23 protein-coding genes are annotated in these 20,881 nt (G+C 69.4%); 7 read left to right on the forward strand and 16 right to left on the reverse strand.

Annotated features, from left to right (window positions below):
* Window positions 1–39: 39 nt before the first annotated feature.
* From ABZ928_RS27895 to ABZ928_RS27905, 3 genes are all read right to left on the reverse strand, one after another.
* On the reverse strand, window positions 40–441 hold the full coding sequence (locus ABZ928_RS27895) for a hypothetical protein (protein WP_361524484.1): 402 nt from the start codon (window positions 439–441) through the stop codon (window positions 40–42).
* A gap of 145 nt (window positions 442–586) precedes the next feature.
* Window positions 587–1,324, reverse strand: a complete 738-nt coding sequence (gene rph, locus ABZ928_RS27900; RefSeq protein ID WP_361524487.1) for a ribonuclease PH — start codon at window positions 1,322–1,324, stop codon at window positions 587–589.
* Between the two features lie 101 nt (window positions 1,325–1,425).
* On the reverse strand, window positions 1,426–1,659 hold the full coding sequence (locus ABZ928_RS27905; RefSeq protein WP_112449866.1) for a PTS glucose/sucrose transporter subunit IIB: 234 nt from the start codon (window positions 1,657–1,659) through the stop codon (window positions 1,426–1,428).
* Window positions 1,660–1,786: 127 nt separating this feature from the next.
* Here ABZ928_RS27905 and ABZ928_RS27910 point away from each other — a divergent pair, with 127 nt between their 5' ends.
* A complete protein-coding gene (locus ABZ928_RS27910; protein WP_361524489.1) occupies window positions 1,787–3,073 on the forward strand; it encodes a PTS transporter subunit EIIC in 1,287 nt (428 codons plus the stop codon).
* Window positions 3,074–3,210: 137 nt separating this feature from the next.
* A complete protein-coding gene (locus ABZ928_RS27915; protein WP_361524492.1) occupies window positions 3,211–4,461 on the forward strand; it encodes a PTS transporter subunit EIIC in 1,251 nt (416 codons plus the stop codon).
* Between the two features lie 75 nt (window positions 4,462–4,536).
* Here ABZ928_RS27915 and ABZ928_RS27920 read toward each other — a convergent pair whose 3' ends face one another.
* Complete coding sequence (locus ABZ928_RS27920; RefSeq protein ID WP_361524495.1) at window positions 4,537–5,289, reverse strand: MBL fold metallo-hydrolase; 753 nt, start codon at window positions 5,287–5,289, stop codon at window positions 4,537–4,539.
* Window positions 5,290–5,504: 215 nt separating this feature from the next.
* Here ABZ928_RS27920 and ABZ928_RS27925 point away from each other — a divergent pair, with 215 nt between their 5' ends.
* Entirely contained in the window at window positions 5,505–5,960 is a 456-nt protein-coding gene (locus ABZ928_RS27925; RefSeq protein WP_361524498.1) for a type II toxin-antitoxin system PemK/MazF family toxin, read from the forward strand.
* A gap of 29 nt (window positions 5,961–5,989) precedes the next feature.
* On the opposite strand, the gene ABZ928_RS27930 is transcribed toward ABZ928_RS27925, so the two are convergent.
* The 8 genes from ABZ928_RS27930 to clpS form a co-directional block, all read right to left on the reverse strand.
* Window positions 5,990–6,940 carry a cysteine synthase gene (locus ABZ928_RS27930; RefSeq protein ID WP_361524501.1) on the reverse strand — a complete coding sequence of 317 codons (951 nt, stop codon included), beginning with the start codon at window positions 6,938–6,940 and terminating at the stop codon, window positions 5,990–5,992.
* 5 nt (window positions 6,941–6,945) lie between these two features.
* Window positions 6,946–7,224, reverse strand: coding sequence for a MoaD/ThiS family protein (locus ABZ928_RS27935; RefSeq protein WP_171144370.1), 279 nt, complete (start codon window positions 7,222–7,224; stop codon window positions 6,946–6,948).
* A gap of 110 nt (window positions 7,225–7,334) precedes the next feature.
* The gene (locus ABZ928_RS27940) at window positions 7,335–7,430 is read right to left on the reverse strand and encodes a putative leader peptide (RefSeq protein WP_020138976.1); all 96 of its coding nucleotides are present in this window, start codon (window positions 7,428–7,430) and stop codon (window positions 7,335–7,337) included.
* Window positions 7,431–7,518: 88 nt separating this feature from the next.
* Window positions 7,519–8,541 carry a LacI family DNA-binding transcriptional regulator gene (locus ABZ928_RS27945; protein ID WP_361524505.1) on the reverse strand — a complete coding sequence of 341 codons (1,023 nt, stop codon included), beginning with the start codon at window positions 8,539–8,541 and terminating at the stop codon, window positions 7,519–7,521.
* Window positions 8,542–8,628: 87 nt separating this feature from the next.
* Entirely contained in the window at window positions 8,629–9,051 is a 423-nt protein-coding gene (locus ABZ928_RS27950) for a M67 family metallopeptidase (protein WP_266891813.1), read from the reverse strand.
* Window positions 9,052–9,246: 195 nt separating this feature from the next.
* Window positions 9,247–10,677 (reverse strand): amino acid permease, encoded by a 1,431-nt coding sequence (locus ABZ928_RS27955; RefSeq protein WP_361524508.1) that lies wholly within the window; start codon window positions 10,675–10,677, stop codon window positions 9,247–9,249.
* A gap of 308 nt (window positions 10,678–10,985) precedes the next feature.
* On the reverse strand, window positions 10,986–11,588 hold the full coding sequence (locus tag ABZ928_RS27960) for a DUF2017 domain-containing protein (protein WP_361524511.1): 603 nt from the start codon (window positions 11,586–11,588) through the stop codon (window positions 10,986–10,988).
* 14 nt (window positions 11,589–11,602) lie between these two features.
* Complete coding sequence (gene clpS / locus ABZ928_RS27965) at window positions 11,603–11,920, reverse strand: ATP-dependent Clp protease adapter ClpS (RefSeq protein WP_361524685.1); 318 nt, start codon at window positions 11,918–11,920, stop codon at window positions 11,603–11,605.
* Between the two features lie 137 nt (window positions 11,921–12,057).
* Between clpS and ABZ928_RS27970 the strand changes: the two genes are divergently transcribed.
* Both ABZ928_RS27970 and ABZ928_RS27975 read left to right on the forward strand, forming a co-directional pair.
* Window positions 12,058–13,404: a nicotinate phosphoribosyltransferase gene (locus ABZ928_RS27970; RefSeq protein ID WP_361524514.1), complete on the forward strand. Its 1,347-nt coding sequence runs from the start codon at window positions 12,058–12,060 to the stop codon at window positions 13,402–13,404.
* 75 nt (window positions 13,405–13,479) lie between these two features.
* Window positions 13,480–14,073, forward strand: a complete 594-nt coding sequence (locus ABZ928_RS27975; RefSeq protein WP_361524516.1) for an isochorismatase family protein — start codon at window positions 13,480–13,482, stop codon at window positions 14,071–14,073.
* 25 nt (window positions 14,074–14,098) lie between these two features.
* Here ABZ928_RS27975 and ABZ928_RS27980 read toward each other — a convergent pair whose 3' ends face one another.
* Both ABZ928_RS27980 and ABZ928_RS27985 read right to left on the reverse strand, forming a co-directional pair.
* On the reverse strand, window positions 14,099–14,443 hold the full coding sequence (locus ABZ928_RS27980; RefSeq protein ID WP_361524519.1) for a hypothetical protein: 345 nt from the start codon (window positions 14,441–14,443) through the stop codon (window positions 14,099–14,101).
* 109 nt (window positions 14,444–14,552) lie between these two features.
* Window positions 14,553–16,898: an immune inhibitor A domain-containing protein gene (locus ABZ928_RS27985; RefSeq protein WP_361524522.1), complete on the reverse strand. Its 2,346-nt coding sequence runs from the start codon at window positions 16,896–16,898 to the stop codon at window positions 14,553–14,555.
* Between the two features lie 358 nt (window positions 16,899–17,256).
* Between ABZ928_RS27985 and ABZ928_RS27990 the strand changes: the two genes are divergently transcribed.
* The gene (locus ABZ928_RS27990) at window positions 17,257–17,517 is read left to right on the forward strand and encodes a hypothetical protein (protein ID WP_361524525.1); all 261 of its coding nucleotides are present in this window, start codon (window positions 17,257–17,259) and stop codon (window positions 17,515–17,517) included.
* 46 nt (window positions 17,518–17,563) lie between these two features.
* Here the strand turns inward: ABZ928_RS27990 and ABZ928_RS27995 are convergent, their stop codons facing one another.
* Both ABZ928_RS27995 and ABZ928_RS28000 read right to left on the reverse strand, forming a co-directional pair.
* Window positions 17,564–18,223, reverse strand: coding sequence for an RDD family protein (locus tag ABZ928_RS27995; protein WP_361524527.1), 660 nt, complete (start codon window positions 18,221–18,223; stop codon window positions 17,564–17,566).
* Between the two features lie 100 nt (window positions 18,224–18,323).
* On the reverse strand, window positions 18,324–20,168 hold the full coding sequence (locus tag ABZ928_RS28000) for an RDD family protein (RefSeq protein ID WP_361524529.1): 1,845 nt from the start codon (window positions 20,166–20,168) through the stop codon (window positions 18,324–18,326).
* A 213-nt stretch (window positions 20,169–20,381) separates the two neighbouring features.
* Here ABZ928_RS28000 and ABZ928_RS28005 point away from each other — a divergent pair, with 213 nt between their 5' ends.
* On the forward strand, window positions 20,382–20,855 hold the full coding sequence (locus ABZ928_RS28005; RefSeq protein ID WP_361524532.1) for an SsgA family sporulation/cell division regulator: 474 nt from the start codon (window positions 20,382–20,384) through the stop codon (window positions 20,853–20,855).
* Window positions 20,856–20,881 lie beyond the last annotated feature (26 nt).

Genomic DNA, 20,881 nt, shown 5'->3' on the forward strand with positions numbered 1-20,881 from the left:
CGCCTCACCCGGCTCCCCTGCCGCCGGTTATGCCGCCGGTTATGACGTGCAGACCTTCGTCAGTTCGCCCGCCGCGTCCGTGATGGGGCTGAGGTCGGGCGTCTCGTCGCCGTTCTTGACCGCCGTACGGACGTTGTCCACCGCGGTGTTGAGGTCGTCGACCGCGGCGTTGACGTCGGCGTTGTCGGTCTTGTCGCCGATGTCGTCAAGGTTCTGGTCGATGGAGGCGAGGGCCTCGTCGATCTGGGTCGGGTCGTTGGACGCGTTCTCGACGGCCTGCTGGAGGTCGGTCACGCTGTCGGCGACGGCCTCGGCGGTCTGGACGCAGTCCAGGGCCTTGTTGACCGCGTCGCAGCCGGTCGTGAGTCCCACCGTCAGCCCTGCGGCCGCTATCGCCGCGGCGATGGCGGTACGGCGGTGACGGCGTCGGCTCTCGGCCATGGTGATGGTCCCTCCCTTGTTCAGCCCCAAGGGCCCCCGTGTGTACTGGCCGGGCGTACAGCGGTGTGCCGTACGCCCGTACCCGTAGTGACGCGAGGGCGGGCGGCCGGGTTGCCCCTTCCGGCCGGTTTCCTTGGCGCGTCCTTTACTTTTCGAGGACGGTATCAAGGGCCTTGCGCTGGAGGACAGCGAGTTCGTCGCAGCCCAGAACGGCCAGGTCCAGAAGGGAGTTGAGCTCGTCGCGGGCGAAGGGTTCGGCTTCCGCGGTGCCCTGGACCTCCACGAAGCGGCCGTCGCCGGTGCAGACGACGTTCATGTCGGTCTCGGCGCGGACGTCCTCCTCGTAGCAGAGGTCCAGCAAAGGCACACCCCCCACGATTCCTACCGAGACGGCCGAGACCGTTCCCGTCAGGGGCTGGCGGCCCGCCTTGATCAGCTTCTTGCCCTGGGCCCAGGTGATGGCGTCGGCCAGCGCCACGTACGCGCCGGTGATCGCGGCGGTGCGGGTACCGCCGTCGGCCTGGAGGACGTCGCAGTCGAGGACGATGGTGTTCTCGCCGAGCGCCTTGTAGTCGATGACCGCGCGCAGGGAGCGGCCGATGAGGCGGCTGATCTCGTGGGTGCGGCCACCGATCTTGCCGCGTACGGATTCGCGGTCGCCGCGGGTGTTGGTGGCGCGGGGCAGCATGGAGTACTCGGCGGTCACCCAGCCCTCGCCGCTGCCCTTGCGCCAGCGGGGGACGCCTTCGGTGACGGAGGCGGTGCAGAAGACCTTGGTGTCGCCGAAGGAGACGAGGACGGAGCCCTCGGCGTGCTTGCTCCAGCCGCGTTCGATGGTGACCGGGCGGAGTTGTTCGGGGGTGCGGCCGTCGATTCGAGACATGGCGCTGAGCCTAGCCGCACGAGCGGAAGGGGCTCCTCCCCCGGTGGGAAAGAGCCCCCGAAACGGCCTCGATACGGCCTCGATACGGCCTTGATGCGGCCTTACATCATGTCTTCGATGTCCGCGGCGATGGGGTCGGCGTCGGTGCCGATGACGACCTGGATCGCGGTGCCCATCTTGACGACTCCATGGGCGCCGGCGGCCTTGAGGGCGGCTTCGTCGACCTTGCTCGGGTCGATGACCTCGGTGCGCAGGCGGGTGATGCAGCCTTCGACCTCTTCGATGTTCTCGATGCCGCCGAGCCCGGCGACGATCTTCTCTGCCTTGGTGGCCATGTCGGTCTCCTCACGCACAGTTGGCCCAACTTCGCGAGCGATTGCGCCGTACGTACCGAAAGATGACGTCACAGCAACCCAATCGTCCGTAACTGGTCTACACCACCTGACAGGCGGTCGCCAACTCATGAGTTCCGACACCGAGATCTCGCCCGGACGCCGACGGTGGCAGTCGGTGTTCCAGGGGCTCCAGAAGATGGGCCGCAGCCTGCAACTGCCCATCGCCGTGCTGCCGGCCGCCGGCATCCTGAACCGGCTGGGCCAGCCGGATGTGTTCGGGGACGACGGGCTGGGCTGGACGAACGTGTCCAAGGTGATGGCGGGCGCGGGCGGCGCGCTGCTCGACGGTTCGCTGGGGCTGCCGCTGCTGTTCTGCGTGGGCGTGGCCATCGGCATGGCGAAGAAGTCGGACGGGTCGACGGCCCTGGCGGCGGTCGCCGGGTTCCTCGTCTACTACAACGTGCTGCGGCAGTTCCCGGAGGACTGCGCGGCGGGCGCGAAAGTGGTCGTCACCGGGTGCCAGGCGGCGGACGGGACGGTCAGCGCCTTCACGTACCAGAACCCGGGGGTGTTCGGCGGCATCATCATGGGGCTGATGGCGGCGTTCTTCTGGGCGCGCTATCACCGTACGAAGCTCGTGGACTGGCTGGGCTTCTTCAACGGGCGTCGGCTGGTGCCCATCATCATGGCGTTCGTCGCGATCGCGTTCGCGGCCGTGTGCCTGTGGATCTGGCCGCCGATCGGTGACGGGCTGGAGAACTTCAGCGACTGGCTGAGCGACGCGGGCGCGTGGGGTGCGGGCATCTTCGGTCTGGCGAACCGGGCGTTGCTGGTGATCGGGCTGCACCAGTTCCTGAACGTGCCCATCTGGTTCCAGTTCGGGACGTACACCAAGCCGGACGGCACCGAGGTGCACGGTGACATCAACATGTTCCTGGCGGGCGACCCGAACGCGGGTCAGTTCACGTCCGGGTTCTTCCCGATCATGATGTTCGCCCTCCCGGCCGCCGCCCTGGCGATCACCCACTGCGCGAAGCCGAACCGCCGCAAGGAAGTCGGCGGCCTCATGCTCTCCGTCGCGCTGACGTCGTTCGTCACCGGTATCACCGAGCCGATCGAGTACTCGTTCCTGTTCATCGCGCCGCTGTTGTACGCGGTGCACGCGGTGCTGACGGGTGTGTCGATGGCGGTGACGTGGGGGCTCGGGGTGCACGACGGGTTCAGCTTCTCGGCCGGGCTGATCGACTACATCATCAACTGGAACCTGGCGACGAAACCGTGGGCGATCATTCCGATCGGCCTGTGCTTCGCGGCCCTCTATTACGTGATCTTCCGTTTCGCGATCACGAAGTTCGACCTCAAGACTCCCGGGCGCGAGCCGGAGGAAGAGGTCGAGGACGTCACAAAGGTCTGACCGTCACCCATCACCCGTTCGTCTGACCGTCCGTAGCGTTCCGGTTGCGGAATTGACGGGTTCCTTATATCGACCTCCATCGTGTACAACAGGTCTACACCACTGAGTGGTGTAGACCACCACCCGATGGAGGACGTATGAGCACCGCCACCGATACGGCGGCCCCCGCGAAGAAGCGGGGATCCGGTCTGTTCCAGGGCCTGCAGAAGGTCGGCCGCAGCCTGCAGTTGCCCATTGCCGTGCTGCCGGCGGCGGGCCTGATGGTGAGGCTCGGCCAGCCCGACGTGTTCGGGGCCGACGGCCTCGGCTGGGACAAGGTCGCCCTGGTCTTCGACAAGGCAGGCGGCGCCATCACCGGCAGCCTCCCCCTGCTCTTCTGCATCGGCGTCGCCATCGGCTTCGCCAAGAAGTCCGACGGCTCGACCGCCCTCGCCGCCCTGGTGGGCTTCCTGGTCTACAGCAAGGTCCTGGAAGCCTTCCCGGTCACCGAGGCCAAGGTGCAGGCGGGCGCCGACATAGCCGCGACCTACAACAACCCGGGTGTCCTCGGCGGCATCATCATGGGCCTGCTCTCCGCCGTCCTGTGGCAGCGATACCACCGCAAGAAGCTCGTGGACTGGCTCGGCTTCTTCAACGGCCGCCGACTCGTCCCGATCATCATGGCCTTCGTCGGCGTCTTCGTCGGTGTCTTCTTCGGGCTGGTCTGGGAGCCGATCGGCGAGGGCATCGGAAGCTTCGGCGAGTGGATGACCGGCCTGGGTTCGTTCGGGTCCGCGCTCTTCGGCGCCATCAACCGCGCGCTCATCCCGATCGGCATGCACCAGTTCGTGAACACGGTGGCCTGGTTCCAGCTCGGCGACTTCACGAACGCCGCCGGCGAGGTCGTGCACGGCGACTACAGCCGCTTCCTGGCCGGTGACCCGAGCGCCGGAATGTTCATGTCGGGCTTCTTCCCGATCATGATGTTCGGTCTGCCCGCCGCCGCGCTCGCCATCGCGCACACCGCTCGCCCCGAGCGCCGCAAGGCCGTGACGGGCATGATGATCTCCCTCGCGCTCACCTCCTTCGTGACCGGTGTGACCGAGCCGATCGAGTTCTCGTTCATGTTCATCGCCCCGATCCTCTACGTCATCCACGCGGTGCTCACTGCCATATCCATGGCCGTCACCTGGGGACTGGGCGTCCACGCCGGCTTCAACTTCTCGGCCGGTTTCATCGATTACGCCCTGAACTGGAACCTGGCCACCAAGCCCTGGCTGATCATCCCGATCGGCCTGGCCTTCGGAGCGATCTACTACTTCGTCTTCCGGTTCGCCATCACCCGGTTCAACCTCGCGACCCCGGGCCGCGAGCCCGAGGAGGAGGTCGAGGACCTCACGAAGGCGTGAGACCCGACCGCCGTACGGCATGACGAAGGCCCCGGAACCGGGAAGGTTCCGGGGCCTTCGTGCACATACGAAGCACTAGATCTCGTACGACACCCTCGGCGCCGCCAGATCCACCGGACCGTCGTACACCGCACGCGCGTCCGTGAGGTTGACCTGCGGGTCGGTCCACGGCGGGATGTGGGTGAGGACCAGGCGGCGGGCGCCTGCCCGGGCCGCCGTCTCGCCCGCCTCGCGGCCGTTGAGGTGCAGGTCGGGGATGTCTTCCTTGCCGTGGGTGAAGGCGGCCTCGCACAGGAACAGGTCGGTGTCGCGGGCGAGTTCGTCCAGGGCCGGGGTGATGCCGGTGTCGCCGGAGTAGGTGAGCGACCTGCCGCCGTGCTCGACGCGGATGCCGTACGCCTCGACCGGGTGGGCCACGCGTTCCGTGTGGACGGTGAACGGGCCGATCTCGAAGGTGGACGGCTTGACGGTGTGGAAGTCGAAGACCTCGCTCATGGAGGAGGCGGTGGGGGTGTCCGCGTAGGCGGTGGTGAGGCGGTGTTCGGTGCCTTCGGGGCCGTAGACCGGGATGGGGTCGCAGCGGCCGCCGTCGTGGCGGTAGTAGCGCGCGACGAAGTACGCGCACATGTCGATGCAGTGGTCGGCGTGCAGATGGCTGAGGAAGATCGCGTCGAGGTCGTAGAGACCGCAGTGGCGCTGCAGCTCGCCCAGGGCACCGTTGCCCATGTCGAGGAGCAGCCGGAAGCCGTCGGCCTCTACGAGGTAGCTCGAGCAGGCCGATTCCGCGGACGGGAACGACCCCGAGCAGCCGACGACGGTGAGCTTCATAAAGCAGAAACCTCCGCGGGCGGGAAACTTTTCAGTAAGGGGGACGGGGGTCGTGCGGTCCGTCGAGCGTAAGGCGCAAAACCCCCTGTCGCTCCTCCGCCAAGGGCTGTTGTGGGCGAACTCACCTGTGGTGTCACCGGTTCGGCTGGACCGGGGGCGCGTGTGGCGCGCAAGAAGGCGCGCGTTGTGGATCGTGCGCCGGTAACGTCATCCGTATGGACACGTCCTGGTGGTTGGCGCTCGCGGCGGTGGTACTGCTCGCGCTGGTCGCCACGCTCGTGGACGGCTGGGGGCGGGGGCGCCGGCCCAGCGGGCGGCGGACTCGGCCGCCGGGGCGTCCGGGGCAGCGGGGCGCGGGTGCGCGGCCCCGGCCCGCGGAGATCTGGTGGGCGAACGTGCCGTTCGAGGACGGGCCGGGGGCGAAGGACCGACCGTGTCTGGTGCTGGCGGTGCGGGGGCGGCGGGTGGTCGTCGCGAAGATCACCAGCAAGTACCACGACGAGCGGGCGGGGGTGATCCCGCTGCCGCCGGGGTCGGTGGGCGATGCCCATGGGCGCGCGAGCTTCCTGGAGACGGACGAGCTGCGCGAGGTGCCGGTGTGGGATTTCCGGCGGCGGGTGGGCGTGGTGGACCCGGTCCTTTGGGACCAGGTCCGACACCTGGCGAGTTAGCCCTCCGCCGCCTTACACCCGGAGGCGCCTTACGCCCAGAGCTGGCCCTGGAGCGTCTCGATCGCTTCCTCCGTCGTCGCCGCCGTGTACACGCCCGTCGACAGGTACTTCCAGCCGCCGTCCGCGACGACGAACACGATGTCGGCGGACTTCCCCGCCTGCACCGCCTTCTTCCCCACGCCGATCGCGGCGTGCAGCGCGGCGCCCGTGGAGACGCCCGCGAAGATGCCCTCCTGCTGGAGGAGTTCGCGGGTGCGGGTGACGGCGTCCGCGGAACCGACCGAGAAGCGGGTGGTCAGGACCGAGGCGTCGTAGAGCTCGGGTACGAAGCCCTCGTCGAGGTTCCTGAGCCCGTAGACCAGGTCGTCGTAGCGGGGTTCAGCCGCGACGATCTTGATGTCCGGCTTCTGCTCGCGGAGGTAGCGGCCCACGCCCATCAGGGTGCCCGTGGTGCCCAGGCCCGCCACGAAGTGGGTGATGGAGGGGAGGTCGGCGAGGATCTCGGGGCCGGTGGTGGCGTAGTGGGCGCCCGCGTTGTCCGGGTTGCCGTACTGGTAGAGCATCACCCAGTCGGGGTGCTCGGCGGAGAGTTCCTTGGCGACGCGTACGGCGGTGTTGGAGCCGCCCGCGGCCGGGGAGGAGATGATCTCGGCGCCCCACATGCCGAGGAGGTCCCGGCGTTCCTGGGAGGTGTTCTCGGGCATGACACAGACCATGCGGTAGCCCTTGAGCTTGGCGGCCATGGCGAGCGAGATGCCGGTGTTGCCGCTGGTCGGCTCCAGGATGGTGCAGCCGGGGGTGAGACGGCCGTCCTTCTCCGCCTGCTCGATCATGTGCAGGGCCGGGCGGTCCTTGACCGAGCCGGTGGGGTTGCGGTCCTCCAGCTTGGCCCAGATGCGCACGTCGTCGGACGGCGACAGCCGCGGCAGGCGCACCAGAGGGGTGTTGCCCACCGCGGCCAGCGGGGAGTCGTAACGCATGGAGATCAGGCCATGCCGCCGGCGACGGCCGGCAGGATCGTGACGTTGTCGCCGTCCGACAGCTTCGTGGTGATGCCGTCGAGGAAGCGGACGTCCTCGTCGTTCAGGTAGACGTTGACGAAGCGGCGCAGCTCGCCGCCGTCCACGATGCGGGCCTGGACGCCCGGGTGCCGGGTCTCGAGGTCGGCGAAGAGCTCGGCGAGGGTGTCCCCGTTGCCCTCCACCGCCTTCTGGCCGTCCGTGTAGGTGCGGAGGATGGTGGGGATGCGGACCTCGATGGCCATGGTTGCGGGCTCCTGTCGGGAAGTCTGGGGTCGGTGGGCGCACGGTGGGGGTCCCCCCAGGCTTTTTGCTCTGGGGGAGCCGCGGCGCGGCCGTACGGCGGCAGGGAACGTCAACAGATGGCGCTGTTCAGCCTGCACAGGTCGACGTGCAGCCGCGCCACGAGCAGGATGCTCGGCGCCTTCTCGCTCACGTCGTTCAGAACCATGGGGTCATCGTATCGATTCCCTGTCCGGGTCCCGGAATGTGATCCCACATCGCGGACGGATATCGGCCGGGGGGTGAGACGGGGCTGTTCAGGCGGACTCTCGCAGGACGAGTCGCGTGGGTACGACCACCGACGGGAGCTCCGAGGGGCGCTCGAACAGCAGCCGGGCCATCAGCCGCCCCATCTCCCCCACGTCCTGGTGGACGGTGGTCAGCGGCGGGTCGGTCGCCTCGGCGATCTCCGCGAGGTCGTCGAAGCCGACCACGGCCACGTCCTCGGGGACCCGGCGCCCTCGTGCGCGCAGGACCTCCAGGGCGCCGGAGGCCATCAGGTCCGAGGCGACGAAGACGGCGTCCAGGTCGGGGCGGCGGTCGAGCAGCGCGCCCATCGCGGCGGCGCCGCCCTGCCGGGTGTAGTCGGCGCGTTCGGTCAGCTCGGGCGGGGCGTCGGGCAGGACGTCCCGGTAGCCGGCGAGGCGTTCGGCGGCGGAGTGCTCCTGGTCGTAGGGGCCGGTGACGGTGGCGACCCGGCGACGGCCCAGGGCGGCCAGATGCCGGACGGCCTGCTGGGCACCGCCCCGGTTGTCGCCGTCGACGTAGGCGTGGGCGCGCACCGTGTCGCCGTCCCGCAGGAGGGGGCGGCCGCCGAAGACGGCGGGGATGTCGAGACGGCCGATCATCTCGTGCAGCCGCCCGCCGGGGTGCAGGGAGAAGAGGACGGCCGCGTCGACATGGCCGCCGCCCAGATAGTCGGCCACGCGCGCGTGGTCGTCCGGCTCGTCCAGGAAGAGGAGGACGGCCTGGGCGCCGTGGCACGCGAGCTCCCGGCGGATTCCGCGCAGGAGGCAGTCGAAGTAGGGGTCGAGGAAGAGCCGGTTGTCGGGCTGGTCCGCGACGACGGCGACGGCGTTCGTGCGGTGGGTGACGAGCTGGCGGGCGGCCTGGTTGGGCACGTATCCCAGCTCGGCGATGACCCGCCGGACCTCCTCGACGACCTCGGCGCGCACCTTCGGCTCACCGTTGATGACCCGCGAGACCGTGGACCTCGACACCCCCGACCGACGCGCGACATCCTCGATCGTGGGGCGCTGTCCGTGCGGTCGTCGCGTCAACACCGGCTCCGAGGGGGCGAGTTGGTCGGGCGTACGTGATCAGTATGCCGCCCGGCGCTCAGCCCGATACCCCGTTCCCCGCTCCGCTCAGTACGCCTCCACGACCGTGACCTCTTCCTCCGTGATCTCGCCGTCCACGATCCGGAACGAGCGGAACTGGAAGTCGCCGAGGCCGTCGGTGTCGGCGGTGGAGACGAGGACGTAGTGGGCGCCGGGTTCGTTGGCGTAGGAGACGTCCGTGCGGGACGGGTAGGCCTCGGTGGCGGTGTGGGAGTGGTAGATGACCACCGGCTCCTCGTCGCGGTCGTCCATCTCGCGGTACAGCTTGAGCAGGTCACCGGAGTCGAACTCGTAGAACGTGGGCGACATGGCCGCGTTCAGCATCGGGATGAACCGCTCGGGCCGGTCCGAGCCCGCCGGCCCGGCGACGACCCCGCACGCCTCGTCGGGGTGGTCCTTGCGCGCGTGCGCGACGATCTGGTCGACGAGGGCCTGGGTGATGGTCAGCATGCTGGCCAGGATAAGCAGAGGGGCCGCCCCGTACCGACAGGTGGTACGGGGCGGCCCATATGCCGGACGCCTTGAGCGGCAATGGCAGGGGGCTCCACGAAAACTCCCGACCACTGGACGCCCCTAGGGGCGCGGGGAACTGCGCGACCAGCCACGACGGCGCAGCAGCCGATTCACGGCCTCCCCGCGGAGCACTCAGCCGACCTTCTCGAACTCCGGCTCGCGGCGCTCGGCGATCTGCGGGTTACGGCTCTTCAGCACGGCCCAGCCGATACCGAGGGCGGCGGCCCAGCCGGCCATGACGTACAGGCAGACGCGGGAGTCGGCGTCGTACGCGATGAGGCCGGTGACGAAGAGGAGGAACGCGATGGCCACGTACGACCCCTTCGAGCCGCCCGGCGCCGGGAAGGACGAGGCGGGCAGGCGCCCCGCCTCCACCGCGCGGCGGTACAGCACGTGGCTGATCAGGATCATCAGCCACGTCCAGATACCGGCCGCCGTGGCGACGGAGACGACGTAGCCGAAGGCCTTCTCGGGGACGATGTAGTTCAGGACGACACCGATGCCCATGAACAGCACGGAGACGGTGATGGCGAGCGCCGGCGTCTTGGTCGGCGACAGCTTGTTGAAGGCCTTGGGGGCCTCGCCACTGTCCGCGAGGGTGCGCAGCATGCGACCCGTGGAGTACATGCCGGAGTTGCAGGAGGACAGGGCGGCGGTCAGGACGACGAAGTTCACGATGCCCGCGCCCGCGGGGATGCCGATCATCGCGAAGGCCTTCACGAAGGGGCTGACGCCGGGCGCGAACTCGGTCCACTTGACCACGCAGAGGATGACGGTGAGGGCGCCGACGTAGAAGAGGCCGATCCGCCAGGGCAGGGTGTTGATCGCCTTGGGGAGGGTCTTCTCGGGGTTCTCCGACTCGCCCGCCGTGACGCCGACGAGCTCGACGGCGAGGTAGGCGAACATGACGCCCTGGAGGGTCATCAGGGACGAGCCGATGCCCTTGGGGAAGAAGCCGTCGAAGGCCCAGAGGTTGGAGACGGCGGCCGTGTCACCGGCGTTGCTGAAGCCGAAGGTCAGGACGCCGAGGCCGATCACGATCATGCCGATGAGGGCGGTGACCTTGATCATCGAGAACCAGAACTCGATCTCGCCGAACAGCTTCACGGAGATCAGGTTGGCCACGAAGAGGAGGACCAGGAAGGCCAGCGCGGACGCCCACCGCGGGACGTCGGGGAACCAGTAGTTGATGTAGATCGCGGCGGCGGTGAGTTCCGCCATGCCGGTGACGACCCACAGCAGCCAGTACGTCCAGCCGGTGAAGTAGCCGAAGAACGGGCCGAGGAACTCCCGGGAGTACTCCGCGAACGAGCCCGAGACCGGGCGGTAGAGCAGGAGTTCGCCGAGCGCCCGCATGATGAAGAAGATGATGACGCCGGCGACGGCGTACATCAGGATCAGGCTGGGGCCCGCCTTGGCGATGTTCGCCCCGGCGTTGAGGAAGAGGCCGACGCCGATGGCGCCGCCGATCGCGATCATCTGGACCTGGCGACTGCCGAGGCCACGCTCGTAACCCTCTTCCGGGGTTCCCTCTGAGCCTTTTTCGACCTGAGCGGAGGTCATGTGTGTGGTGCGCCTTTCTCCATACCGAACCGGGCCTCTCGTCGGCCTCGGACCGGTTCTCGATCCCCCCGGATACTGGAGCTTTGTGCCTGGCCGGCGGTTACCGGCTCGGTGGCGCACCCGACCGAACATACGGGTGGTGTTCGTCGGGCGGTCGTGAAGATTTATCACGGCGGAAACAGTGATCGCCGGGGCGAGAAGTGATGCACGACACAGGAAGAAGCGGACAAAAAACACCCTGGCGGTCATACGCGGCCGCCAGGGTGATGTGATCGTTATTCGGATTTGAGCGTCCGCTGAGCGAACGATCAGGGCATCAGGGTCGTCACGAGCGTCTCCTGGAGCCCGCCCAGCCACAGATACGCCATCACCATCGGCTTACGGGGATCCTCGTCCGGCAGCCGGTAGAGCAGGTCCGTGTCCTCCTCGTCGGTGATCTCCAGGCGGGAGCCGATCGCGAGGCGCAGGTCGTTGAGGGCGCCGAGCCACTGCTTGGACTCCTCGACGGAGAGCTTGAGGACCGCTCCCCCGTCGTCCACCGGGCTCAGCGCGTCCAGGGTGCGGATCACCGCGAGGGCGCTGTCGCGCTTGCCGGCGCGGAGGTCGTTCTCGGTGTAGCGGCGGAACTCCGACGAGTAGGCCCGCTGCTCCTCGGCCTCCTTCGCCTCCGGGGTGCCCTCGGGGTCGCTGTAGGCGTCCGGGAAGAGGCGGCGGAGCACCGGGTCGGCGGGCGGCTCGCTCGGGCCCTCGGCGAAGAGCTCGGCGAGCGGGTCGTCGGGGGCGTCCTCGGCGGGGCCCGGCCCGATGAGCTCCAGGAGCTGGACGGCCAGCGAGCGGATGATGGAGATCTCGACGTCGTCGAGCGCGACGGCCGCGCCGCCGCCGGGGAGCGGTTCGAAGTGTCCAGGCATGAAGGTGAGTTCAGCTACTTCCGGTCCTGCTGGAGGGTGGCCCACAGACCGTATCCGTGCATCGCCTGCACGTCGCGCTCCATCTCCTCGCGGGATCCGCTGGAGACGACCGCCCGGCCCTTGTGGTGGACGTCCATCATGAGCTTGGTGGCCTTGTCCTTCGTGTACCCGAAGTACGTCTGGAAGACATAGGTCACGTAGCTCATGAGGTTGACCGGGTCGTTGTGGACGATCGTGACCCAGGGGACGTCGGGCTCGGGGACGGCGAAAACCTCTTCCGCCGACTCGGTGCGTTCGATCTCTACGGGAGCGGGTGACGTCACAAGGCCCATGCTGCCACGCATCCCAGAAATCGTCACACCGACGAGAAGGGAGTACTATCCATTGCCATGCTGCATACACCGGGGGACAACCCCCGGACCCCCGGCCGACCTGGGGGACCCGGAGATTCACGGCGAGGAGAGCTTTCGTGGATGTAGCGGACCTTGGGCTGCCGGTGGATGTTCCCTCGACGGCGCTCTTCACTGACCAGTACGAGCTCACGATGCTTCAGGCCGCGCTGAAGGCCGGTACCGCCGAGCGGCGGAGCGTCTTCGAGGTCTTCACCCGGCGACTGCCGGACGGACGCCGCTACGGCGTCCTCGCGGGCACCGGGCGGGTCCTGGACGCCGTCGAGAACTTCCGCTTCGACGCGGACGTCCTGGCCTTCCTCGGCGAGCGGAACATCGTCGACGCGGAGACCCTGGACTGGCTCGCCTCGTACCGCTTCTCCGGTGACATCTGGGGCTATCCGGAGGGCGAGGTCTACTTCCCGGGCTCGCCGATCATGCGGGTCGAGGGCAGCTTCGCCGAGTGCGTGCTGCTGGAGACGGTGATCCTCTCGATCCTCAACCACGACTCCGCGATCGCCGCCGCGGCCTCCCGGATGTCCTCGGCCGCCGGGGGCCGGCCGCTGATCGAGATGGGCGCCCGCCGCACCCACGAGCTCGCCGCCGTCGCCGCCTCCCGCGCCGCCTACCTGGGCGGTTTCGCCTCCACCTCCGACCTCGCGGCCGGTTTCCGCTACAACATCCCGACCGTCGGCACCTCCGCGCACGCCTTCACCCTCCTCCACGACCAGGAGCGGGACGCCTTCCAGGCCCAGGTGAACTCGCTCGGCCGCAACACCACCCTGCTCGTCGACACGTACGACGTGGCGGAAGCCGTCCGTACGGCGGTGGAGGTCGCCGGGCCCGAGTTGGGCGCGGTCCGGATCGACTCGGGCGACCTGCTGCTCGTCGCCCACCGGGTGCGGCAGCAGCTGGACGAGCTGGGCGCGACGGACACGAAGATCATCGTGACCTCGGACCTCGACGAGTACGCCATCGCCTCGCTGGCGGCGGCGCCCGTGGACGCGTACGGCGTCGGTACCCAGCTGGTGACCGGGTCCGGGCATCCGACCTGCTCGATGGTCTACAAGCTGGTCGCCCGCGCCGAATCGGCCGACCCGGCGGCGCCGCTGGTGCCGGTCGCGAAGAAGTCGTCCGGCGGGAAGACCTCCATCGGGGGGCGCAAGTGGGCCGCGCGCCGGCTGGACTCCGACGGGATCGCGGAGGCCGAGGTCGTGGGCACCGGGGCCGTTCCCGCCGAGCTCGTGGACCGGCAGCTGCTCGTCGAGCTCGTGAAGGGCGGGGACGTCGTGGCACGCGAGCCCCTGGACGTCGTACGGGACCGGCACACGGCCGCGCGCGACGGGCTGCCGCTCTCCGCGACGCAGCTGTCGCGCGGGGAACCCGTCATTCCGACGGAGTACGTCCACGGGCGCTCGGGTAGCTAAAAGCGGTGCGCCCTCCCGCAGTGCCGTCGAAGTCTCTAGGCTCGTAAGTTCACTCTTAGTCGAAGGACACCCACCATGCGCCGCGCCTTGATCGTCGTCGACGTACAGAACGACTTCTGCGAAGGGGGCTCTCTCGCGGTGGCCGGGGGTGCGGATGTGGCCGCCGCCGTCACCGAGCTGATCGGGCAGGCGGCCGGCGGCTCCGGCTACCAGCACGTGGTGGCCACCCGCGACCACCACATCGCGCCCGGCGGCCACTTCGCCGACAACCCCGACTACGCCCACTCCTGGCCCGCGCACTGCGTCGCCGGCACCGAGGGCGTCGGCTTCCACCCGAACTTCGCCCCCGCCGTCGCCTCCGGCGCGATCGACGCCGTGTTCGACAAGGGGGCGTACTCGGCGGCCTACAGCGGCTTCGAGGGCCATGACGAGAACGGCGTCGCGCTGGCCGACTGGCTGCGGGCCCGGGAGGTCGTCGAGGTGGACGTCGTCGGCATCGCCACGGACCACTGCGTACGGGCCACCGCGCTCGACGCCGCACGGGAGGGCTTCCGCACGCAGGTGCTGCTCGACCTGACCGCGGGCGTGGCCGAGGAGACCACCGAGCGGGCGCTGGAGGAGCTGCGGCAGGCCGGGGTGGAGCTCACCGGGAAGCCGGTCGTGGCCTGACGCAGGCGGAACGTCAGCGGGCGTCCTACGCCTGCGCCGCCGGTCTCCTCAGCAGCGCTCTGATCGGGTGCCACAGCTCCTGGGCGAGCTCCGGGCCGGTCGCGACAGCGTTGTCAGGGGCGGTGCGCCATATGAGGCCGTCCGGGTGGTGCAGGACCGCGGTGATCTCGTCCGGGGTCGGCGGGGCCGCGTTGCCGCGGAGATAGACCGCTCGCAGGCCCAGATTGCGGAGCCTGGTCAGGGCCCGTGCGCGGTTCCGGGCGTGGACGAGGACACGGACGCAGCCCGTGCCGTCGGCGGAGGGGCTGGGCAGGTTCAGCGCCACCACCACGCTGCCGGTCGGCAGCTTGCAGAAACCTCCTGCGGCCATGCAGTCACACCCCCGTGTGCACCGGTGTCAATAAGAAAGCCATCAGGTGGCACCTAAACACGATCGGCGGCAACCCGCCAGGGGTCGCTTCTGACCTGCGATTTTACTTTTACTTTGCGGAAGGTCCGACCTTGAGCGTGATCGTCGAGCCGCTCAGGGGCTCGCTGACGATCGCGATCCGGGTGTTGGTGTCAGTGACCTGGACGCCCGCGAGCGGGTTCGACGCGTCGTAGTAGCTCGACTTGCCGTCGTCGAAGACCGGGACGCCCGGACGGGACGGGATCTTGGTCGCGACGTCGGCCTTGTGGAGCGTGAGCGCGTCCGTCGGGTACCAGCTGAACGTCGAGTCGAAGGCCTGGATGCGGTTGCGCATCAGCGTGCCGTCGGACCACTTGAGCGGGGTCGCGTGGGAGTCGATCGGCAGGATCAGGCCCTTGCCCGGGTGCTGGCTGGTGTTGTCGTTCGGCTGGGAGGTGTCCCACTTCCAGATCAACAGGCCGTTCTGGTACGGGTAGTGCTCCACCCAGTCCGGACGGGTCGTGGAGAAGCCGAAGTTGTACGGGCCGACCTTCAACACCTTGTCGTACGACACGTATTGGCGGTTCTCGGCGATGTAATACTGGGCGTAGGAGTCCGAGAAGGACGCCCCGACGCGGCGGAAGCCCTTGGCCGTCCAGGCGGTGTCCGCGCTCTCCGCGTCGTCGGAGAAGAGGGTCGCGCCGTCGGCGGTCACCTTGATCTCGTCGGCCGCGAAGCCCTTGAGGGACGTGCCGCCGTCGGTGGAGTAGCGGAAGCGCAGGCTGATCTGCTGGCCGGCGTAGGCGTTCAGCGGGTAGGTCAGCTTCTGGTAGGCGTCGACCGTGCCGGTGAGGGCGGGCTTGTCGCTGCCGTCGCGCTGGATGGCGGTGCCGTCGGCCAACGTGCCGTCGAGCGGGGTGTAGTTGGCGCCGCCGTCGGTGGAGACCTCGGCGTACAGGTAGTCGTAGTCCTGCTCGATGTCCCACCAGCCGTCGAGGGTGAGGGAGGCGGCGGACTTGCCGGTGAGGTCGACCGTGCGGGTCAGGGTGTTCTCGAGGTCGTCGCCGGTGTCGCTCCACCACTGGGTGGCGCCCTGCGCCGGGGTGGTGACGTCGGTGGTGACCGTCTTCTCCGGCAGCTGGACCACGAGGGCCTGCGCGTTCTTGGTGTTGTACTCGGCGACGCCCAGCTTGTGCGTGGACTTCTTGCCGGCCTTGGCCACGTCGTAGTCCAGCCAGCCCAGTTGGAGCTTGTCCCAGGCGTTCATGTCGCCGGGCAGGTCGCCGATGGACTCCTTGCCGGTGCCGAGCCAGGAGCCGGAGGACATCAGGGTCCAGAAGCCGGTGGAGTTCTCGCCGCCGCCGGAGGTGTCGTACTCGTCGGGCAGGCCCAGGTCGTGGCCGTACTCGTGGGCGAAGACACCGAGGCCGCCGTTCTCCGGCTGGATGGTGTAGTCGCCGACCCAGATGTTCGTGTCGCCGATCTTGGCGCCGCCGCGCAGGTTGCCGTCGGGGCCGGTGACACCCTTGTCGGTGCCGAAGGCGTACCAGCGGTGTGCCCAGATGGCGTCGGTGCCCTGGGCGCCGCCGCCCGCGGACTCGTCCTCGCCGGCGTGCACGATCTGGAAGTGGTCGATGTAGCCGTCGGGCTCGTTGAAGTCGCCGTCGCCGTCGAAGTCGTAGCGGTCCCACTGGTCGAACTCGGCCAGTTCCGCGGAGATCTCGGCGGCGGTGGCCCCGGCGGCCTCGCGCTCGGCGACCCAGGCGTTGACACCGTCCTGGACGGCGTACCAGGCGCCGGTGGAGGCGTCGTTGGAGCCGTAACGGGCCTCGTTGTAGGGGACCTTGACCCAGTCGGTGACCTCGCCGTCGACCGAGTAGCGGCCCGAGGACTGCTTCTCGTAGTAGGACTTGAGGGTGGCGTTGCCGTCGCCGAAGTAGAGGTCCTGGAAGTGGGACTGGTCGTAATCGGCCTGCCAGGCGGTGGAGTTGTCCACCGAGCGGTCGGGCGCGGCTATCTGGTTGTGCAGCGGGCCGACCGTGCCGCCGTAGCGGGAGTCGATCTGGTCGCCGAACTCCACGAGGATCGTGAAGATCTTGTCGGTCTTCTCCCGGCCGAGCTCGACGTACTTACTGCCGCCCTTGCGGCTGTCGAGCTGGACGACCTTCGAGCCGTCGCGGTCCTTGACCGTGGCCTCACCGGATATGACCTGCTTGAGGGCCTCCTCGCGCTGGGCCTCCTGGGTCCTGCTGTACGGCCCGTCGAAGTCGTGCTCCTGAGCCTTGGCCGGCTGCGGGTCATGCCGGTCGACCGCGGGCGTCTCCGCGGACTTGTCCGTGGCGGCCTGGGCCACGGCGAACGTCGAGAATGTCGCGGTTGCGGCGGCCAGGGCGACGGTGGTCGCCGCCGCTCTGAACGTCCAGGATCTGCTGGGCACTTGAGTCTGCCTCCCCTAGTCAAGTGACGGCATTTGACTAGAGGTTCAGAAGAAAAACCAGACCTTGACTTGAACGTGACAAGTGCACTATGCGGAAGCGGAATCCGCTTTACGAACATCTCGTGAAGTTCTTGAGCGGCGCCTTGAGCGACCCTCGACCGGCGCTCGGACGTGTCCACTTGGTGGACGGTATGACTCCGTGCGCCCCCCATGCACCGGTACTGTTGGTTAGGTCACGCTTACTGTTCGTTCCGCTCGGGCATGCACGCGATTAGAGTCGATCGGCGGAACGCCCAGAATTCGGCGGAAAGCCAGGCCGACACCCCCGTGGACCCCCACTTCCGAGGACACGATTGCCATGCCTCGTCCGACTGCCGCACAGCTCGCCTACGGTTCGTTCACCGTGATCTTCTCGACGCTCGCCATGCTGCTGCTGTCTCAGACGAGTTCGGGCGTGGGGATCGCGATCATCGCCGTCGCGGCGCTCGCTCTCGGGCTCCTCGTCGCCATGACGGTACCCATGCCGAAGTCGCGTGTGGTCGCGTTGCGCACGCCCGCTCCCGAGACGGCCGAGGAGCCCGTGCCGGCCGTGGCCACGAGCTCCAAGACCGCCGCCTGACGGTCGCGTTCGACGGTGGTGGCGGTGGTGGTCGGGACGGTGCCGGTCAGCCGGTGCTGACCACCACCGTCTTCGCCGCCTTGTCGTGCAGGCCCTGCTTGTAGGGCTTGTCGAAGAAGCTCCAGCCGCCCGAGATCGCGGTCCACACGCACGCGCAGCAGAACGCGAACGGGATCCACAGCACGGCCGAGCGCGTCAGCGCGGTCTGCACGGAGGGCGTGGAGCCGTTCTCCAGGTTGGCCACGCGCATCTTCAGCCACTTCTTGCCGAGCGTCTGCCCGGTGCGGCTGATCATCACGGTGTCGTACGCGATGTAGAGCACGGCCGCGATGAGCGACTGCGTGAACGACTTGCCGTACTCGACCTTGTCGGCGTCCATGTCGTACTCGTTGACCCCGAAGCCCCAGGTGAGCAGTGCGACGACGATCCCGACCAGGATCAGGTCGATGATCCTCGCCAGCGTGCGCTTGCCGCTGTCGGCGAGCGGGGGCATGCCGGCGAGCGGGTCGTTGGGGTACGAGCCACCGCCGTACGGGTCACCGCCGCCGTACGGGCTGCCGCCGCCGTAGGGACTGTCGCCGCCGTAGGGGCTGCCGCCGTAGGGACTCTCGCCCTGAGGACCGCCTCCGTACGGCGGGGGCTGCTTCCTGAACGGGTCGTCTTCCGGCGGCTCCTGGCCGGCGCCGGGGGGCGGTTCGCTGCTCATGGCCCGAGTCGACCGCGAACCCACCGGCTCCGCATCCGGCGAGCGGCCGTCCGGGGTACGGAATCGGCTGCTCCAGGTGAGGTAGGCCGCGGTCCGGCAGCTATCCGGCTACGAACGTATGTGCGGCCTTGTCGTGCCAGCACTGGCGCCACGGCTTGTCGAACAGGCCCCATACGACGCCCACGACACCGATCGCGAGGAGGCCGGGGACGCTGTAGACGAGCCAGCGGCGCAGGGCCGAGCCGAAGGACGGGGGTTCGCCGCCCTCGATGTCCCGCACCTCCAGACCGAGCAGCTTCTTGCCGAGGGTGCGGCCCCACTTGGCGGTGGGCAGCGCCTCGTAGAGGACGCCGAAGAGGAGGAGTACGGCGAGGACGATGCCGAGGTAGGCCGACGTCGTGCCGTCGAGGAGCCAGACGGTGACCGTCTCGCCGGAGAGCTTGGCCGCGTCGATCTTCTCGTTGACGTGGTCGATCGCCTTGGTGCCGAGCGGGACGGCGGCCACGGCGGTCACACCGAGAAGGACGACGCTGTCGAGAAGCCGCGCGGCGAACCGCTTCCCGAGCCCCGCGGGGCGGGCGGAGGCCTGGCGGCGGGCGGCGGCCTGGAAGATGTCGTCGACCGGGGGCTTCCAGGGCGCGACGGGCTGCTCCTCGGCCCCGGCCAGCCGATGCACCTGCTGCGCCCAGGAGGGCTGACCGCCACCGGGGCCACTGGTCATGGGGGTGGGCTGGACGGGGACGGAGGGGGAGGGAGAGGACGCGGCCGGAGCCTGGGCTTGGGCCTGGGCTTGGGCCTGGGCTTGGGCCTGGGCTTGGGGGTTCGCCTGCTGGGGTCCGGAGAGGGCCGTGGGAGCGGCTTGGCCGAGGGCGGAGGCGGGTGCCTGGACCCCGGCGGCCGCCTGAGCCTGAGCGGCAGCCGCACGGTCAGCTGCCGCCTTGCCGGCGCCGAAGCCGGGGGCGTTGGGGGCGGGGGTGCCGGAACCGGGGGTGGCGGAGCCCGGGTTGGCTGGGGGCTGGGTACCGAACCCGCCCGCTGCCGCGCCGCCGTCGGGGCGTGCGCCCGCCGTGCCCCCTGCCTGCGCCCCGCCCTGCTGGGGCGTGCGCGGGGAGAGCGCCCGGAAGGTCATGGTGCCCTCGTCACCGAGGGGGCCACCGGGAGCCGGAACACCGGGAGTTGCGGTACCCGAGGGACGCCCGGAGGCGGCAGCACCGAAGGCGGGACCACCGGAAGCACCGGGGCCCGCGGTACCGGGGGCAACCGAACCCGACGTACCGGAACCGCCACCAGAAGCGGGACCGCCGAAGGCCGGACCGCCGGAAGCACCGGCGCCCGAGCCACCCGTGCCGGGGGCACCCGAGGACGCGCCCCCGGGACCGCCCGAAGCCGGACCGCCGGAAGCGCCCCCGCCGCCGCTGCCGGCGCCCGGCGTCGGCGTACCCGTTCCCGGTGTCGCCGCTCCCCCAGCCGTCGGCCTGCGGAAGACGAACGTGTTGCCGGAGGCGGGTCGGTCGGAGTCCGCGGGCGGGATCGTGGCCGTGCCGTCTCCGGTGGTCGTGTCGGAGGGGATGCGGGGGTCGGTGCCTGCGGCGGCGCCCCAGGAGACGCGGCGGTCCTGGTCGCCGCCGAAGCCGGACTGGTGGGCGCGGTCGGCGCCCCAGGCGGAGGCGGGTTCGGGGCGGCTGCCGTGCTGGGCGTCGGACGGGGATGCCTGCGGCTGCGGGTCCTCGTCGAAGAAGTGCGGGCCCGTCTCCTCCACCTGCGAGGGCCCCGAGCCCGTACCCGGCGGGGGTGCCAGGGGCTCGCCGGCCGACGGGGCCGGGCGGCTCGTGCCCGGTACCCAGGCGGCACCGTTCCAGTACCGGACATATCCAGGAATGGACGGGTCCGGGTAATACCCTTCGCGGGGCCTGTCGTCGCCGGGTGCCGGGGTTGGGGCGCTCATGTCCGTCGTCCCGTATCTGCTCGGGGGTCAATATGGGGGGCTCCACATCTATCAGACCGGCGCAACCCCCACCGCCAGTCCCACCGGACCCACCCCTTTTGGGCAACACCGTGAACGCATCGGGAAAAAAGTTTCGCGAACCCGCGTAATGCTTCCGGCCCCACCCCCTCTCTCCACTCGTACGAGACAGTGCACGAGAGAGGAACGCACGACATGCACACCGTGGTAGAGCGTGAGCTGGAGCTCAAACTCATCCTGTCCCCCGAGCGCAGCATCCCGGTCCCGGCCCGGCTCAGTTACCGCACCGACGACCCCTTCGCCGTCCACATCGCCTTCCACATCGGCTCCGACCACCCCGTGAACTGGACGTTCGCCCGCGAGCTCCTCGTGGAGGGGGTGTTCCGGCCGTGCGGTCACGGGGACGTACGGGTGTGGCCGACGAAGGTCGAGGGCCGGAGTGTCGTCCTCATGGCGCTCAGTTCGCCCGACGGCGACGCCCTCCTGGAGGCGCCCGCCGCCCAGGTGTCCGCCTGGCTGGAGCGGACGCTGCGGGTGGTGCCCCCGGGGTCTGAGGGCGAGCAGCTCGGGATCGACGACGCCCTGGCGGAGCTGCTCGCCCCGACGCCCGCCGACGACCTGTGGCTGCGCGACCCCTGGCCGAGCGACGAGTCGAAGGACGGGGAGTGACACGAGGGAGGGCCGTCAGCCGCCGA

This window comes from Streptomyces sp. NPDC046909, from assembly GCF_040644695.1.
Taxonomy (GTDB): domain Bacteria; phylum Actinomycetota; class Actinomycetes; order Streptomycetales; family Streptomycetaceae; genus Streptomyces.

Bases quoted from the DNA above. Each gene is read 5' to 3' on its own strand.
- clpS (WP_361524685.1), bottom strand. From the start codon at position 11,920: ATGGGCCTTGTGACGTCACCCGCTCCCGTAGAGATCGAACGCACCGAG.
- ABZ928_RS27940 (WP_020138976.1), bottom strand. From the start codon at position 7,430: ATGGTTCTGAACGACGTGAGCGAGAAGGCGCCGAGCATCCTGCTCGTG.
- ABZ928_RS27925 (WP_361524498.1), top strand. From the start codon at position 5,505: ATGGACACGTCCTGGTGGTTGGCGCTCGCGGCGGTGGTACTGCTCGCG.
- ABZ928_RS27975 (WP_361524516.1), top strand. From the start codon at position 13,480: ATGCGCCGCGCCTTGATCGTCGTCGACGTACAGAACGACTTCTGCGAA.
- ABZ928_RS27995 (WP_361524527.1), bottom strand. From the start codon at position 18,223: ATGAGCAGCGAACCGCCCCCCGGCGCCGGCCAGGAGCCGCCGGAAGAC.
- ABZ928_RS27915 (WP_361524492.1), top strand. From the start codon at position 3,211: ATGAGCACCGCCACCGATACGGCGGCCCCCGCGAAGAAGCGGGGATCC.
- ABZ928_RS27960 (WP_361524511.1), bottom strand. From the start codon at position 11,588: ATGCCTGGACACTTCGAACCGCTCCCCGGCGGCGGCGCGGCCGTCGCG.
- ABZ928_RS27920 (WP_361524495.1), bottom strand. From the start codon at position 5,289: ATGAAGCTCACCGTCGTCGGCTGCTCGGGGTCGTTCCCGTCCGCGGAA.
- ABZ928_RS27895 (WP_361524484.1), bottom strand. From the start codon at position 441: ATGGCCGAGAGCCGACGCCGTCACCGCCGTACCGCCATCGCCGCGGCG.
- ABZ928_RS28005 (WP_361524532.1), top strand. From the start codon at position 20,382: ATGCACACCGTGGTAGAGCGTGAGCTGGAGCTCAAACTCATCCTGTCC.
- ABZ928_RS27950 (WP_266891813.1), bottom strand. From the start codon at position 9,051: ATGCTGACCATCACCCAGGCCCTCGTCGACCAGATCGTCGCGCACGCG.
- ABZ928_RS27930 (WP_361524501.1), bottom strand. From the start codon at position 6,940: ATGCGTTACGACTCCCCGCTGGCCGCGGTGGGCAACACCCCTCTGGTG.
- ABZ928_RS27905 (WP_112449866.1), bottom strand. From the start codon at position 1,659: ATGGCCACCAAGGCAGAGAAGATCGTCGCCGGGCTCGGCGGCATCGAG.
- ABZ928_RS27955 (WP_361524508.1), bottom strand. From the start codon at position 10,677: ATGACCTCCGCTCAGGTCGAAAAAGGCTCAGAGGGAACCCCGGAAGAG.
- ABZ928_RS27990 (WP_361524525.1), top strand. From the start codon at position 17,257: ATGCCTCGTCCGACTGCCGCACAGCTCGCCTACGGTTCGTTCACCGTG.
- ABZ928_RS27935 (WP_171144370.1), bottom strand. From the start codon at position 7,224: ATGGCCATCGAGGTCCGCATCCCCACCATCCTCCGCACCTACACGGAC.
- ABZ928_RS27910 (WP_361524489.1), top strand. From the start codon at position 1,787: ATGAGTTCCGACACCGAGATCTCGCCCGGACGCCGACGGTGGCAGTCG.
- ABZ928_RS27980 (WP_361524519.1), bottom strand. From the start codon at position 14,443: ATGGCCGCAGGAGGTTTCTGCAAGCTGCCGACCGGCAGCGTGGTGGTG.
- ABZ928_RS28000 (WP_361524529.1), bottom strand. From the start codon at position 20,168: ATGAGCGCCCCAACCCCGGCACCCGGCGACGACAGGCCCCGCGAAGGG.
- rph (WP_361524487.1), bottom strand. From the start codon at position 1,324: ATGTCTCGAATCGACGGCCGCACCCCCGAACAACTCCGCCCGGTCACC.